This is a genomic window from Terribacillus saccharophilus (assembly GCF_046592595.1).
Classification (GTDB): Bacteria; Bacillota; Bacilli; order Bacillales; family Amphibacillaceae; genus Terribacillus; species Terribacillus saccharophilus_C.
In genome coordinates, this window is the sequence record NZ_JAWVPF010000016.1 from 1 (window position 1) to 15,663 (window position 15,663).

At 43.3% G+C, this 15,663-nt stretch carries 14 protein-coding genes and 1 other annotated feature; of the genes, 2 read left to right on the forward strand and 12 right to left on the reverse strand.

What is annotated here, in order from left to right:
• Positions 1–124: 124 nt before the first annotated feature.
• From SFC25_RS18060 to SFC25_RS18075, 4 genes are all read right to left on the reverse strand, one after another.
• Positions 125–430, reverse strand: coding sequence for a rhodanese-like domain-containing protein (locus SFC25_RS18060; protein WP_411216597.1), 306 nt, complete (start codon positions 428–430; stop codon positions 125–127).
• Between the two features lie 58 nt (positions 431–488).
• Entirely contained in the window at positions 489–2,903 is a 2,415-nt protein-coding gene (gene leuS, locus SFC25_RS18065; protein WP_411216598.1) for a leucine--tRNA ligase, read from the reverse strand.
• A gap of 74 nt (positions 2,904–2,977) precedes the next feature.
• Positions 2,978–3,190 (reverse strand) — a binding site (T-box leader).
• Between the two features lie 41 nt (positions 3,191–3,231).
• Positions 3,232–4,893 carry a methyl-accepting chemotaxis protein gene (locus tag SFC25_RS18070; protein ID WP_411216599.1) on the reverse strand — a complete coding sequence of 554 codons (1,662 nt, stop codon included), beginning with the start codon at positions 4,891–4,893 and terminating at the stop codon, positions 3,232–3,234.
• Between the two features lie 5 nt (positions 4,894–4,898).
• Positions 4,899–5,846, reverse strand: a complete 948-nt coding sequence (locus SFC25_RS18075; protein ID WP_411216600.1) for a BMP family ABC transporter substrate-binding protein — start codon at positions 5,844–5,846, stop codon at positions 4,899–4,901.
• Positions 5,847–6,028: 182 nt separating this feature from the next.
• Here SFC25_RS18075 and mnmM point away from each other — a divergent pair, with 182 nt between their 5' ends.
• A complete protein-coding gene (gene mnmM / locus SFC25_RS18080; RefSeq protein WP_411216601.1) occupies positions 6,029–6,598 on the forward strand; it encodes a tRNA 5-(aminomethyl)-2-thiouridylate-methyltransferase MnmM in 570 nt (189 codons plus the stop codon).
• Positions 6,599–6,664: 66 nt separating this feature from the next.
• Here mnmM and SFC25_RS18085 read toward each other — a convergent pair whose 3' ends face one another.
• The 8 genes from SFC25_RS18085 to SFC25_RS18120 all read right to left on the reverse strand — a co-directional run bounded on the left by SFC25_RS18085 (position 6,665) and on the right by SFC25_RS18120 (position 15,047).
• Positions 6,665–7,645 (reverse strand): alpha/beta hydrolase fold domain-containing protein, encoded by a 981-nt coding sequence (locus SFC25_RS18085; protein ID WP_411216602.1) that lies wholly within the window; start codon positions 7,643–7,645, stop codon positions 6,665–6,667.
• 198 nt (positions 7,646–7,843) lie between these two features.
• Positions 7,844–9,127 carry an SLC13 family permease gene (locus SFC25_RS18090; RefSeq protein WP_411216603.1) on the reverse strand — a complete coding sequence of 428 codons (1,284 nt, stop codon included), beginning with the start codon at positions 9,125–9,127 and terminating at the stop codon, positions 7,844–7,846.
• Positions 9,128–9,258: 131 nt separating this feature from the next.
• Positions 9,259–9,444 (reverse strand): hypothetical protein, encoded by a 186-nt coding sequence (locus SFC25_RS18095; RefSeq protein WP_411216604.1) that lies wholly within the window; start codon positions 9,442–9,444, stop codon positions 9,259–9,261.
• A gap of 69 nt (positions 9,445–9,513) precedes the next feature.
• On the reverse strand, positions 9,514–10,677 hold the full coding sequence (locus SFC25_RS18100) for a sialidase family protein (protein WP_411216605.1): 1,164 nt from the start codon (positions 10,675–10,677) through the stop codon (positions 9,514–9,516).
• Positions 10,678–10,699: 22 nt separating this feature from the next.
• Positions 10,700–11,140 carry a NanQ anomerase/TabA/YiaL family protein gene (locus SFC25_RS18105; protein ID WP_411216606.1) on the reverse strand — a complete coding sequence of 147 codons (441 nt, stop codon included), beginning with the start codon at positions 11,138–11,140 and terminating at the stop codon, positions 10,700–10,702.
• A 152-nt stretch (positions 11,141–11,292) separates the two neighbouring features.
• Positions 11,293–12,297 (reverse strand): 4-hydroxythreonine-4-phosphate dehydrogenase PdxA, encoded by a 1,005-nt coding sequence (gene pdxA, locus SFC25_RS18110; RefSeq protein ID WP_411216607.1) that lies wholly within the window; start codon positions 12,295–12,297, stop codon positions 11,293–11,295.
• 74 nt (positions 12,298–12,371) lie between these two features.
• The gene (locus SFC25_RS18115; RefSeq protein ID WP_411216610.1) at positions 12,372–13,538 is read right to left on the reverse strand and encodes an iron-containing alcohol dehydrogenase; all 1,167 of its coding nucleotides are present in this window, start codon (positions 13,536–13,538) and stop codon (positions 12,372–12,374) included.
• A gap of 426 nt (positions 13,539–13,964) precedes the next feature.
• On the reverse strand, positions 13,965–15,047 hold the full coding sequence (locus tag SFC25_RS18120; RefSeq protein ID WP_411216608.1) for a tetraprenyl-beta-curcumene synthase family protein: 1,083 nt from the start codon (positions 15,045–15,047) through the stop codon (positions 13,965–13,967).
• Between the two features lie 88 nt (positions 15,048–15,135).
• Here SFC25_RS18120 and SFC25_RS18125 point away from each other — a divergent pair, with 88 nt between their 5' ends.
• Complete coding sequence (locus SFC25_RS18125; RefSeq protein ID WP_411216609.1) at positions 15,136–15,645, forward strand: gamma carbonic anhydrase; 510 nt, start codon at positions 15,136–15,138, stop codon at positions 15,643–15,645.
• The last annotated feature ends 18 nt before the right edge of the window (positions 15,646–15,663 follow it).

Here is a 15,663-nt window from a genome sequence, read left to right on the forward strand (position 1 = left end):
GACTGCCTTGCGACAGTAACTATATACTATCACCATGTTTCGAGGCTGTCAATACTAGTTACAAAGAAAAATAGAATATCTGCTAGGAAGTCGTCGAAACGTCCTCCCAGCAGAGCTTTTCTACTTACTTGAAGACGAGTTCGCCTTTCCATTCCAGCATTCCGCCATCCATATTGATCACGTCATAGCCTTGGTTCTCCATAAACGCAGCAGCATTCATGCTTCGGTGGCCGCCGCGGCAGACAAGTACATATGTTTCATCCGTCGGCAATTCAGAAAGCTGCTCAGGTATCTGCTGCAGCGGAATATGAATTGCGCCAGGAATCATGCCTTGCTCTACTTCTTCATCTTCCCTTACATCAATTATTTTATAAGAAGAAGTGCCGCTTTCAATTATTTCATCCAATTCTTCCGGTTGTATATTGCGCATTTTTTTATTCTCCTCTACTTAAAATAGAATCCCTTCCATAACAGAAGGGACTCGTTTATTAGTTTGCTACTATATTGACTAGCTTACCTGGAACGACAATCACTTTACGGACAGTCTTTCCTTCCAGCCAGCTTTTCATTTGTTCATCGTCCAATGCGATTTTCTCAAGCTCTTCTTTGGAAGCATCATGAGGCACCATGACTTTTGCACGTACTTTGCCCATTGCTTGTAATACAATTTCTATTTCTTGTTCTACAAGCTTCGACTCATCATGAACCGGCCACGCAGCATACGTAATTGTTTCATCATGACCAAGTTTACTCCACAGCTCTTCCGCGATATGCGGTGCCACTGGGGAAAGTAATTTCATGAATCCTTCTGCAAATTCACGAGGAATGACAGGCGCTTTGTAACAATCATTGATGAACACCATCAATTGAGAAATACCTGTATTGAATCTCAAAGCTTCAAAGTCCTCTGTCACTTTTTTCACAGTTTCATGATACGTTTTTTGCAGGTCTTCCGATTCTGTATCCTGTACCTTCTCTGAAAGCTCTCCCGCTTCCGTGATGAACAATCGCCATACACGATCAAGGAATCGACGGGAACCATCCAATCCATTTTCGGACCATGCGATGGAAGCATCCAATGGTCCCATAAACATTTCGTATAGACGAAGTGTATCTGCGCCATGAGAATCGATTACATCATCAGGGTTGACCACATTCCCTTTGGATTTACTCATCTTTTCATTATTTTCCCCAAGGATCATTCCTTGGTTATATAGCTTTTGGAAAGGCTCTTTAGTCGGTACAGCACCGATATCAAACAAGAACTTGTGCCAGAAGCGCGCATACAGCAAGTGCAGTACAGCATGCTCTGCTCCCCCGATATATACGTCAACCGGCAGCCATTTTTTCAACGTTTCAAAATCAGCCAGTTTTTCCGGGTTCTTCGGATCGATATAACGAAGGAAGTACCAGCAGCTTCCTGCCCACTGCGGCATAGTATGTGTTTCACGTTTTCCTTTTTTGCCTGTTTCAGGATCAGTAACATTCACCCAATCCGTGATATTAGCAAGTGGGGATTCACCTGTACCGGATGATTTGATTTCATCGGTTTTCGGCAATACAAGCGGAAGCTCTTCCTCCGGCACACTTGTCATAGTACCATCTTCCCAATGGATGACAGGAATCGGCTCACCCCAGTAGCGCTGACGGCTGAAAATCCAGTCACGCAGACGATAGCTGACTTTTTTCGAACCTTGCTTGTTCTCTTCCAGCCAAGCGATCGCTGCAGAAATTGCTTCTTGTTTATCCATACCATCAAGGAACCCGGAATTGATATGCGCTCCCTCACCAGTATGAGCTTCTTTTTCAATATCAGCACCCTCGATGACTGCTTTGATCGGCAAATCGAATGTTTTTGCAAATTCATAGTCGCGTTCATCATGTGCAGGTACAGCCATGATAGCTCCCGAACCATAGCTCATAAGTACATAATCCGCTATCCAAATCGGCATTTTTTCACCATTTACCGGATTGATAGCATATGCTCCAGTAAAAACACCAGTCTTCTCTTTTGCAAGATCTGTACGTTCCAAATCACTTTTCGCTGCCACTTCTTGTTTGTAGCTATCAACAGCTGTCTGCTGCGCTTCAGATGTAATCTTATCGACTAACGGGTGCTCAGGAGAAAGTACCGCGAATGTAGCACCAAATAAAGTATCCGGACGGGTTGTAAACACATCAAAGCTTTCTTCCGTGCCTTCTATACGGAATGTTACTTCCGCACCTTCCGAGCGTCCGATCCAGTTTCGCTGCATTTCTTTCAAGCTATCCGGCCAATCAAGTTCATCCAAGTCTTCAAGCAGACGATCAGCATAAGCAGTAATTCGAAGCACCCATTGCTTCATCGGCTTGCGGATGACAGGATGTCCGCCGCGTTCGCTCTTTCCGTCGATAACTTCTTCATTGGAAAGTACAGTACCAAGAGCAGGACACCAGTTCACTGCTACTTCATCCACATATGCAAGGCCCTTTTTATACAACTGAAGGAAAATCCATTGTGTCCATTTATAGTATTCCGGATCTGTTGTATTAACTTCACGATCCCAATCATAAGAGAAACCAAGCTCCTTGATCTGTCTTGTGAAGGTCGCAATATTCTTTTTCGTGAATTCTTCCGGATCATTTCCTGTGTCCAGCGCATACTGCTCCGCAGGTAATCCGAAGGCATCCCACCCGATTGGATGCAGCACTTCGAAGCCTTGCATCCGTTTCATACGAGACAGAATATCTGTAGCTGTATAGCCTTCAGGGTGCCCTACATGCAGACCTGCACCTGATGGATAAGGGAACATATCCAAGGCATAAAACTTTTCTTTTTCAGAGGAAGTATCTGTTTTGAATGTTTTGTTTTCTTCCCAATAAGCTTGCCATTTCTTTTCAATTTCATGGTGATTGAATGACATATCGTGTGCCTCCTGTACTCTCTTCAACTTGAACAATCTGACCGTGAAGCAAAGAAAAAAGCCCCTCATCCCAATAATGGGACGAGAGACTTCTCCCGCGGTACCACCCAACTTTAGCGCTAATGCGCCCGCTCGACATTCCTTAACGCGGAAAACGGCAAAAAGTACTGGCAGTTCCCTTTTGCAATTACGAAGGCGAGTTCACAAGATGCCGGGACGGCTTGCACCAGATGCCGTCTCTCTTAAGCCAAGCAGAGCTTGCTACTACTCCTTCTCCTCATCGTTCACAGTATTGTTGTGTCCAGTGTACGTAACTGCGCTGCATTTGTCAAGATTCGGCAGCTTCCGTCCGAAACACCGAGACAGCATCATGCAATTCACGTGTTACGCGGTCAAGCTGGCCGACCGTCACCGCCAGCTGCTCATACGCCCCATATTGTTCATTGGTGGAATGGTGGACTACATCTGTTTTTGCGGTATTTTCCTGTAAAGTGCTGCTGATTTGCTCTACCCTGCCAAGAACCTCGGCACCCAATCGCTCCGATTGGACACTGCCGTCTTGGATTTGCTGCAGCCGATTGGAGATGGACTGAAATTTTTCTTCAATTTCCACAAATGAGCTTTCCATGCTCTCCATTGACGCTGCTTCTGCTTTGGCAACCTCATGACCGAATTGTACAGCTTCAGATAAACTCATTGTACCCTGCCGGATTGATCCTACGGTCTGATAGATAGCATCAGCAGAGGATTTGGATTCATCCGCAAGCTTTCGAATCTCATCCGCCACGACAGCAAAGCCTTTCCCCGCTTCACCCGCTCTTGCTGCCTCAATTGCGGCGTTTAGCGCTAGCAGATTGGTCTGTTCAGCAACAGACGATACCGATGCCACCATTTGTTCGATTTGCTGGGAATATTGAATGAAATCTCGCAACGATGCCTCCATCAAGTCCCTGCTCTCACCGTTCTTGACCGTAAGCTGCTGCTGGTTATGTACAGTTTCCCGGCCGCGTAAAGCTGCCTCAGAGGCAAGCTTGCCCAACGCAACAGTTTCCGTAGCGAACGTACTATTTGCACTTCCTTGCTTGTCCATCTGTTCAATAAGAGTCACCGTCTGCTGTAGATCTGTAGAAATACGCTGCGAACCCGACGTAATTTCCTCGACTGAAGCAGCAATTTCTTTATGGAGCCCCTGCAAGTTCTGATTGTCTTTGTCAATTTCAGCAGACACTCCGGCTACTTCATCACTGGCCTTCTCAATAGAGCCGATCAGATTCTTCAGCTGCTCCGTCATTTGCCCGAAAGCTTGATTCATCTCACTGATCTCCAGGCTGCCGGTTTTTTCTATCGGCTCTACAGTAAGATCACCGGCTGCAATTTGGTTCGTCCTGGATGCAAGTGCCAATAGAGGATCCGCAATCGATTTACTTGTTCTTCGTGAAGTATAGTTTGTAATGAGGATGAGCAGCAGCACCCCAATAACAGATATCACTATTACAAATGTGATTTGATTCTGCAGGGCAAGCTGTTCATCCTCATAAGCCGCTGTACTGTATGCATTCGCCATGTAAATATCATTCAGCAGCCCCTGCACACGGCTTGATAACCGCAATGCATCCATCTCATTCACATTGGTCAGGAGACTTGTTACTTCTCCTTGCCAATCATCATATTTTGCCTTTCCTGCTTCTAGATATGCCGCTGACTGCCCCTCCGAAGATTGCAAAAGCTGTTTGAAGGTTGAGTTGCTTTGTTCCATATAAGACCGCAAATCCGCCGCTGACGCATCCGTACGGATTGTAGTCGTATTTCGCAGTACTTGTCCGGCATTGTTCAGTTGACTGTCCAGCTGCTGAAGCTGAAGAAGATGCTGCACCTGCTCGTAACTTGACGCATTGATCCTTATCATACTGAAGATAATAAAAGCAATGAGCGCCAATGCTAATGCACTCGTCCCTGCCGCTTGCAGGAATAGTTTCCGTGTCAGTTTCATTTAGCTCACTCCGATTCTAACAGCTTCTGTGTCGCTGTATGGACTTTCCCTTCGACAGTGTCGGTGATACTGACAACAGCGATAGGACTCAAACCGACAGCCTGTTCCTTCAAGCCGATTATATTATCTTCGGGCAGTTCATCACCTTTTGAGGCACGCTCCAAAAAATCGAATATAATATGATCGATTTGCAGCTGGGCAGACGTGACAACATTATCTGGAGCCAGATAGCTCTTGTCACCTCCAGCACCGATTGCATAGACATTCGCGAGTGTCGCTTGCTGCAACATTGCATTTCCAGCCTCGCCAGGCTCAGCGAAAAGAATGTCTGCTTCCTCAGCTATCATCTCCTTCGCCGCTTTGCTGCCCGCTGCTTTATCATCTGGTGAAGTCTCCCGAACAAGCAATTCGGTATCCTTCGAGGTATCTGCTATGCCTCGCTTATACCCTTCAAGGTAAGCGCTGGATGATTCGCCAATGAAGCCTGCTTTACCAGACTGCGTCACGGTGGCAGCCGCTACACCCGCCAGATAACCTGCCTGCTCCGTATCAAATACGTAGCCGAATAGATTATCACCCTTTAGATCAGTCTCAAAAGCTATGTATGTAATATCAGGATTAGTCTTTGCCTGACTGGATACAGCATCCTTTGCTTCAGCTTCTAACGTGATAATCGTATCCATTCCTTCATCCGCCAGTTCCTGCAATGCCTTCTCATAGGTTAATTCTGACGTTATTTCTTTGTATGAATAAATAATATCAATTCGGTCTCTCGCTTTCGTCAGTCCTTCGATTGCCAAGTCATTCCATTCCTGATCCCCAAGCCCTGCTTCTGTCAAAACGATTCCAATACGTTTTTCTTCATCAAGTTTGGCTGCAGCCGGATTGGCGGCACACCCAGACAAATAACATAGAATCAACGCACAAATAGGTATTAGGATGCGCTTATACATGTCTATATACTCCCTTCACTTTCTTCACTCTACTACTATGGTCCTTATATCGACAGGTTTCTACATATAATTGGTAAATTAATTGTAAATTTTCCTTTACATTAGAGAGGTTTGATTTGCTAAATAAGCACAGGTAGCGTAAAAATAAGAGAGAACAATTTGTCAGAGAGAGGATTCAAGAAATGCTAAAACATGTTATCGCATATGCACACGAACTGATGGAGCAAGTGATTCAGCCTGGAGATACAGTCATTGATGCAACATGCGGCAATGGGAATGATACACTCGTACTCAGCCGTTTCGTCGGGGAAGAAGGAAAGGTGCTGGCATTCGATATACAGGAGCAAGCCATCGAAATGACGAGTAAGCACCTTAGCCTGCATGATGTGACAAATACGACTTTGATTTTGGACAGCCATCAGCGTGTCGATCATTATATAACACCAGAAGATGAAGGAAAGCTTGCTGGAGCCATTTTTAATTTAGGCTATTTGCCCGGCAGCAATAAAGCTATTACCACTAATGCAGAAAGCACAATTACTGCTATAGAGAAAATTCGCCACGCATTGAAACCCGGCGGCAGGATCGTTTTGGTTGTGTATCATGGTCATCCGGAAGGCGCCATCGAAAAAGAAGGTCTGCTTGCCCACGTAAAGGACTATGATCAAAAACATTACGCTGTCTTGCAGTATCGTTTCCTAAACCAAAAGAACACCCCTCCATTCATCATTGCTATCGAGAAGAAAAAATGAAAGAAGCGCGTACCCCTAATCGATAGGGTACGCGCTTCTTTTATATAGGATTTTCAGCTTTATACATTACGCAAGTCTGCTTTTTAAGAACTGATACGCCATCTGATCAGCTTCCTCTCCCATCGTTGGGCCGTGATTAGCCTGGGAAGAAGATAGATACATAGCCTCCGCATCAGATGACACCAGGGCTCTATAAAGACTCTCGCTTTGCTCAATCGGTACCAGAGGGTCTTTACCGCCATGTAAAATCATCATCGGCGGACTATCGGCGCTTGCGTATGTAATCGGACTGCATTTTTTGGCTAATTCTATATACTTCCAATCCCGTTTACTCGTATCGCCGCTTTCCAGCAATCTATTCAAATCCAACAACGATTTTCCCGGCTCAGTATATCCAAGAATTTGGGTTACAACAGTATCCATGGACTTGCCTGCATGATCAACTTCCGTTCCGGAAAGATTCTTTCCTGCTGCATTGGCATCATTTTTGATTAGTTCTACTAAGTCGGATGGCGCATAAAAAATTGCCGCTGCCCTTACCGCACTCGTATATTCTTGGTTACCCCCGACATCCCCTTCCATTTCTTTGCAATTTGCGCTCATTGCGACCATCGCTGCTAGATGTCCACCAGCGGAGTTCCCCAGAACGCCAATTCGTTCAGGATCAATATTGTATCTCTTTGCATTTGCTTTCAAAAAACGCACCACTCCCTTGCAGTCATGAATGCACGCCGGGAAAACAGACTGACTAGCCAAGCGATAGGATGGAGATACAATTGTGTATCCTTGTTCTACCAATCTTATAAGTTCCCTGCAATATACTGCTTTTTGGGTAACCTGCTTGTATTCTCCATACATCCATCCACCACCGAAATAGTAAATGATGCAGGGACCTGGAGTTTTCTGATTAAGATCTTGATAGATATCCATTTTCAGTGTGTATGGCTCTCCATTATCAAGCGTGACCTCCGCAAAGGGGACATCTTCGTAGCGCGGCGGACGACCTGGAGGACATAAAGGTTTTACAGTAGAAAGTTGTTGTCCCAAACACATTTCCTCCCTATAGTTATTTCCATTTTAGATAGGCCGCCTAGCCGATAAAAAAGTTTCATCTGATTTGAAATCAAGGTCTTTATCAGCTTAGGACAAGGTATCTCTTTTCTGGAATTAGCTTACTCCTAGTTTTTTCCGCTCATTCCATTCATCAGTTCCTGCAATCACATAATCAACTTACAGGGAACATAATCAACTTACAGGGAACATAATCATCGCACCAACACTTAACGCGAAGATACGAATCACATACATAGGGACGGAGAACAACCAAAACTGCGGCAGCTTATACTTACCCATACCTAAGATCATAGCAGGCATACCATCGACTGGCATGTAGCCGCCGTTCCATGCAGATATTACGACTGCAACTGCAGCTGCAGTTGGATCAAGACCCAAACTTAGGCTGGTTGCAATAGCGATTGGCGCAAAGATATATACAGAACCCATATTCGAACCAGTGAAAGTAGCACATGTACTAGTCAAAAGGGCGAAGATGAAAATCAGCATGAATGGACTGATGTTACTCCCTAATGAATTAGCTACATAGTCTCCTACCATAGCCGTGAATCCAGTCTCAGCCAATGTATTGGCAACACCGATAACACCAGCCATTAATAGGATGACAGGCGCTCCCATATTATCTCGAACTTCCTTGAAGTCAAGTACATTGATTATCAATAAGAATGCACCAGCAAGGCCAGGAATTACATATGCCGCTTCGCCAAACACATTCATAAGCATCATGCCTATTACACTTAAGACAAATGCCGCTATCGTAGCGTATTCTTTCCATGGAGGCATGGTATTGATCTCAGAAGCTACTGCCACCTCATCGAATCCAGAATCTTCCGAAATCGGATGATCCGGCAGAAGACGATACGCAACCAAAGCCCATATCAAAAAACCAAGGGTCAAGATGAAATTCACTACTGCAAACTTAGACATAGAAAGCCCGCCGGTAAATCCAGCTGTTTCTAGTACACTGACAGTCACACCATAAAAGAGCGCCACATTAAAAGGAATCAAAGGATGGTTAGTTGCAAACCCCAAAGGCATCATTAATTTGGATGTAGGCATTTTTTTATTGTAAGGGATAGTAGATATCAAAGATAAAATAAGCACATAGTATCCAGTGGAACCTGGTCCTGCTAAGCTGGCACCAAACATAACTACTACAATTAAAAGAGCATAACTTTTGTATCCTCCCTTATTCACCAAAGCAAGCATGGAACTTTGAACCTTACCAATTATGCTCGTCTTCATCAGTCCCGCCATGACAACCATAAAGCCGGCGACCATGATAACGCTAGAGTTAACAAAGCCGGCGAAAGCCTCGGGAACTGTAGCCAGACCTGTCACTACAAGCAAAAGGGAAGCTATGAGCGGCGGTGCGCCGAAGGCAAATTTATCTGACATGATCATCACAATCATCAGCACCAAAATACCAAGTGCAAGATACATATCCATTGTCATTTTTGTTACTCCTCTCTTAAGTGACGGCACTTTGCCATCATCCTGAAGACTTCCTAAAGTCTTTTATGGGTTGTACATCATACTCCCTCATAATCCCAATCCTCGGTGAAGCGGTTACATTATATAGCGCTTCAATAAAGGATTTCTATGTAAGAGCATGTTAAACCGATCAATTGAGCAGTACACCTTGAATAAGCAATGTTGTCTAATCTGTACGCAACAGCGATGAATGAAAGTGTGCTGCGGCTGCTATGCAAACGCAGCACACCGACGCTGAAGTATTGGAGCCAGCTGCGATACGTAGCTATTCGCCTCATATACTCTACTCATTTATCGATAAGATTCACCAACGTACAGTTTACTGATGCTGTGATAAGTCCTTCTGCTTAGCTGATTTCTCCGGAAGTAGGGTTATAGACTCCTTCGTATTCGCGCTTTGCACCATAAATGTCCTTAACTGAAAAACTGTTATATTTTACACACATTCTGTTCTTGTACGCGTAGACTAGGTGTAGATACCCTTGCGGATCTTGATAAATAGTTGGATATTCGAACTGTGAATTGTTCGTTTTATTCTCCACTCCGATATAACCTTCAGCGTGTTCAATGATTCGACCAATCGGCCAAGTTTTACCTGCATCTTCAGACACGGAAACTACGACAGGATTTCTTAATCCAGGCCAAGCTATCTTACCTTTTTCGGGGTTTTTAGCTGAATTTGCGTTATATGCAATTGCAATTGCACCGTTGTGCAATTTGATCGCGCTTACACTTGAATTGTTATTTGGTAGGGCTGTTGGTTCAGGGACTGTCCAAGAATCTCCATAATCGGCCGACTCACTTCTATAGATATAATCTGCGAATCTGCTTCTCATGAATGCCACTAGATGACCATTCTCCAATTCTATGACGTTGGCATGTACTCGTCCGTTACTATCAGGCATACGCACTTCTTTCCAAGTCAGTCCTTCATCGTCCGAAACATGCATAACTGTGGGATCATTCGTAAGGCCAAATTCGGAATCCTCACATACCCATGTGCTGAAAATCCATCTGCCATTACTTAAAACTTGAATAGCTTGTCGCGCAAAAGTACCTTGCTGGCTGAACAACACTTCTGGCTCAGACCAACTTTCGCCATTGTCACTTGTTTTTTGATACTTGATAATGGAAGTGAATTGCATATTATCTTTATCTGGCTGTCTGCCCTCCTGGGAAGTGTAGATCAACCAAACTGAATTATCCGGTGCATGAAAGAATGATGGGTTTTGCTCACTGCGCGTATCGTCCTGTGAGATGATTTTCGGTTCGTTCCATTCTTGGGATACATGATCGAATTTAGATAATACAATGGAAATATCCGGGCTGCCTTCAAATGACCCAGCAAACCATGCACATAGCAAATCACCATTTTCCAACTTTGTAACAGTCGGTGCATGCGCAGTTGAAAATGGTCCGGATGGAATCAAAGAAAAATCAATATTTGTGTATGCATCATGATATAATTTACCGTTTGGAATTGACTCGTTAACTACTATTTTATTACTCATATTATTCACCTTATCTTTCTATTTAAATTTCAATTTTAATGACTGCTTTTTTATAAATCGTCGCTCTATCTATATGCTTTAGAGCTTTGTGTCCATCATGAGGCAGACAAATGTAGGCCATGCCTTTACTTATTTGCATAGTCGTTTTTGGATTGCCGTTTAATCGAACGACATCTTTTTCTGCATTGTATGTAACATCTACTGCTAATTGATCAATGGGCGCCCATGCTACATATTCGGATCCATCCAATACAATTTGAATATCGATATATTTCTTATGAGCTTCAAATGTTCCTTCATCTATGTAAGTAGTGGTTCCTTCCTGAAAGAACAAATAACCTCCATCAAAATCAAATCGTTTATTATAATCTATCTCTGCTTCATTGAATTTCTTTAAGCCATTGTCGATCTTTGGATTCAATGCTGTATATTCAGCCAAATTCTCTATCGTATCGAAAATCACACAATTCACTCGTTTCCACAACGTTATGAGCTAACTTTTCCCGTGAGTAAGGGGTTACATTTTTCCATTTGAAAACACTGAGTAAGATTCCAGGTTCGGTACTCATGGTCTGAGCTTATTGCCCCTAAAATCCAAAAATGACTACTCCATTCTTATTTCAAAACTTCCTTTGGAGACAAATCAGCAGCGGATTGAATAGCTGCCAGCATACTTCTTTCATCTGCAATATTTTTCCCGGCAATATCAAAAGCAGTACCATGGTCCACAGAGGTACGAATAACACCGCCGTTTAAACCAACTGTTATATTGACCCCCTCTTCCAATCCTAATACCTTTATCGGAACATGGCCTTGATCATGATAACAGGCAACGATCAGATCAAAATCACCACGAACTGCCCGGAAAAACACAGTGTCGGCAGGATGTGGACCGCTTACATTTATTCCTTCAGCATGTGCTTTCTCTATTCCAGGAACTAGTTTTTCTTCCTCTTCCCCTTCTCCAAACAACCCATTTTCACCAGCGTGTGGATTGATTCCGCAAACCGCGATGCTAGGATTTGTATATCCTGCACGTGTCAACGTTTCGTGAGCAAGCTTCACTACCTTATACGTCCGTTCTGGCGTGATAGACTCAACTGCTTTAATCAGGCCTATATGTGTGGTTAAATGGATGACTTTTAGTTTTGGCGAAGATAACATCATGGAATAATCAACCGTATCCGTTAACTCTGCAAGGATTTCTGTATGTCCTGGATATAGATGTCCTCCTTTATGAAGGGCTTCTTTATTTAGTGGCGCGGTACAGATAGATTGAATCTCCTTATTCTTAGCCAGTTCAACTGCCTTTTTCAAATATTGGAAGGCAGCATCTCCTGCTTTTGGCGATAAATCTCCAAGAGGCAAGTCAGCTGGCAGTAAGTCCAAATCGATACAATCGATTCTTCCATATTCAAATGTACTATCTGTAACAGATGCAACAGCCTCAACGGTTAATGAAGATTGTGTGACGCGGATGGCTCTTTCTATCATTTTCGCATCACCGATCACAACCGGTCTGCATATATCGTAAACAGCTGTATGGCTCAAGGCTTTCACAATAATCTCAGGGCCCACACCTGCGGCATCACCCATGGTGATTCCTATGATCGGCTTCATCTAATCCCTCCAACGAACATCATAATCAAGCTTTCAACATGACATTCTCTGTGCGTTGAAAGCCATAGTAATCATTAAACTAATAATTTGCGATAAATCGCTTCCATATCTTCTACACTTAATTCTTTTGGATTGTTATCCAACAAACGTGTGACTTTAGAAGCTGAAATAGCTAATTCCGGGATATCTTCTTCTGTTACGCCATATTCTTTTAGGTTTTGTGGGATTTCCAAAGTATTCGTCCATTCTACGATACGATCTACTACTTTTTGAGCTACTTCTTCCTTTGAATATCCTTTCGTATCAATGCCCATCGGTTCAGCTGCAAGATACAAACGATCTGTAATGCTATCCATATTAAATTCCATGACATGAGGTAAAAGCATTGAATTTGCTACACCGTGAGGAATCTTGAATTTTCCGCCTAATGGATAAGCCATTGCATGTACAGCAGCTGTACCAGCAGCCGTCAGGGCCATTCCGCCATACATAGAACCTATGAGCATCTTCTCTCTTGCTTCAACAGATTGTCCATTTTGATATGCTTCTACAATACTAGCTGAGATTAAACGAATGGATTCTAATGCAACCATGTCACTGATTAAGTTTGCTTTGTTTGAGATAAATGATTCCAATGAATGGGTAAACGCATCCATTCCTGTCGCAGCCGTAATAGGTTTTGGTAAACCTAAAGTTAAAAGCGGATCAAGGATTACAATGTTCGGCAAAAGATGCTTACTCACTATCCCGACCTTTAATTCTTCATCTGGCAATGTAACGATTGCATTAGGCGTTACTTCCGCTCCTGTACCTGAGGTAGTTGGGATTAACACTGTTGGAGTACCAGGTTTTTCAACTAAATCTGTTCCTAATAGTTCACGAACTGATTTTTCATTCGTTCTTAATACAGATAGAATTTTAGTAGTATCAAGAACGCTTCCTCCCCCAATTCCAATTAACACATCAAAATTCTCATTGGATGTACTTTGAAATACTTCTTCGATGTTTTCAACTGTTGGCTCAGGAAGAATGTTCGTATTAACTTCCGCCGTAATGCCTTTTGCTGATAGTTGGTTTGTTATTTGATCTACAAACCCTAAATCTTTCATTGGTGGCTGAGTGATAATTAAAGCCGACTGAATTTTTGTGCCTGCTAAATGAAGTTGCTCTGATAAATCACCCAGAGAATTTGGTCCGGCAATAATATGGTCTGCTGTTTGAAATTTATATAACTTTTGCATTGTCGTTTGCATTGTCATTACCTCATTTCCCTCACTTTTTATGTATGGAATGGAATATATAGTGTCACTAGCAGGGCATTTATTTAACTTCCGCTAACAACTGCTCTATTTATAACACCAACAGCATTAATTGTTTAATTTTTAAACACCTATTAGTTTTGTAACGCTTTCATACATTCATTATATATATCGTTGTTTAATTTATCAACAGGTTTTTTTATTTTACATAAAAGGTCCACGGGAGTTGGTATGGAGGCAGGTCCAGAGACACTTATTACAGTTACACAGTAATTTATGAATGGTGTCACCCTAATGTAATTGCGGACAATTTACGGAGTATCCACAGAACATCTTGTTGTTCGCCCTGTCCACCGAGTATTGGCAGCGGTTCATCAGTGCAATCGAAAAAGAAAAAAGCGCGTGCCCCTAACCAATCGGGGTACGCGCTTCTTTCATTTTATTATATGCTTTGATATTCAAATGGAAAAACTTCGATTTATTTCCGCTTGCCTTGAGCAGTGTTTTGATCATCTCTTTGCCATCGGAGAGCAAACTCACTTTACGATCAGCCAAGTAAAGTCCTACAAGTCCGTGATGGACCATTTCATGGAATGAAGCATGCGGAAGGCGCTGGACGCTTTCGTTCGTCCGTTCAATAAAGTAAAGGAGTCTTTCCTTCATTTCCTCTGAGTCGCGGTAATAATGGCAAAAATTCAGATCTCCTTCCTCTTCATCCTCCATTTGATCAATATAGTAATCCAGCAGAATATGCAGTCCTTGCATATATGGGAAATAGCTTTGATAGATATCATCCGCTAATTGATGGTCAAGTTCCATCCCCATACCATACGATACAAAGCAGAATATACCGAGTGTTGACCCGCTGCATGCTGAAAATTCATACCATGTTAGATCCCGGTGCTCTTCTTGATGCTGCGAAAACCAGTTTGTCAGTCTTTCGATTCGCTCTTCCTTAGCCACATGCTTGTGCACTTGCAAATCGCCATATAAACCGGAGAGTTTCAGCAAATACGGCTGCAGTACTTGCAGGTTTGGCTGTTTTCCAAGGATGGTTTGACAAGTGAAAACAAGCGAATGCAGATATCCACCGTCCTCCCGTTCCTCGCGCAATGCATAATAGTCCTTCAGCTTTTCACCTGGCTGAAGCGCATCCAGCATCGATTGATGCAAAAGACGGAAATCGTCGGGGTCGAGAGAGGTACTGCGATCACATAGATTATCAAGATAGTCACTGATAGTCTGATAGGCAATGATAAACTTGATAGCTTGCTTCCAAGCATCACCGGCAAGCAGACTGTAAACTGCCCCGCCCTGACAATGGAAGCGTTTAGTCCGAATACTCTCCAGCGCTTGCTTCCGCAGTTCCGGATCCGGTATCGCTTCTGCCCGCTGTGTCCATAGTTCCAATTCTTTATGTACTTCCGGGAATATTTTCCGATATACTTGGTGCATGAGTAAAACTGATGACTTCGGTATTTGTTGGGTCATAATGTGATTTCGCTCCTCGAATCCGGGATTGTCTTCTTTCCAAAAAATCTATTAATTCTATAAGAACATAAACGAAGGGAGTATTCAAATGATATACGAATACGACAAGAAACGTCCACATGTTCACAAAGAAGCTTTTGTAGCTCCTGATGCCGTTATTACAGGGGACGTCACGATTAAAAAAGATGCCAGCATCTGGTTCAAGACAGTGATACGCGGGGATGTTTCACCAGTACTTATTGGTGAAGGCGCCAATGTGCAGGACCTGTGTGTGCTTCACCAAAGTCCAGATCTTCCTCTTATTATAAAGGAAGGAGCTACGATTGGTCACCAAGTTACGCTGCATTCTTGTACAATCGGGAAAAATTCCCTTGTAGGAATGGGCTCCCTTATACTTGATGGCGCAGTCATTGAGGAGGGTGCTTATGTAGGAGCAGGCTCACTCGTCCCTCCAGGCAAAACAATTCCATCGGGCAAGCTCGCATTCGGCAGACCTGCCAAAGTCATTCGTGATTTGACCGAAGCCGATTACAAAGATATGGAGCGCATACGAATGGAATATATCAAGAAAAGTAAACAGTATAAAGAAACAACATAAAAAGCCGTCCCTATCACA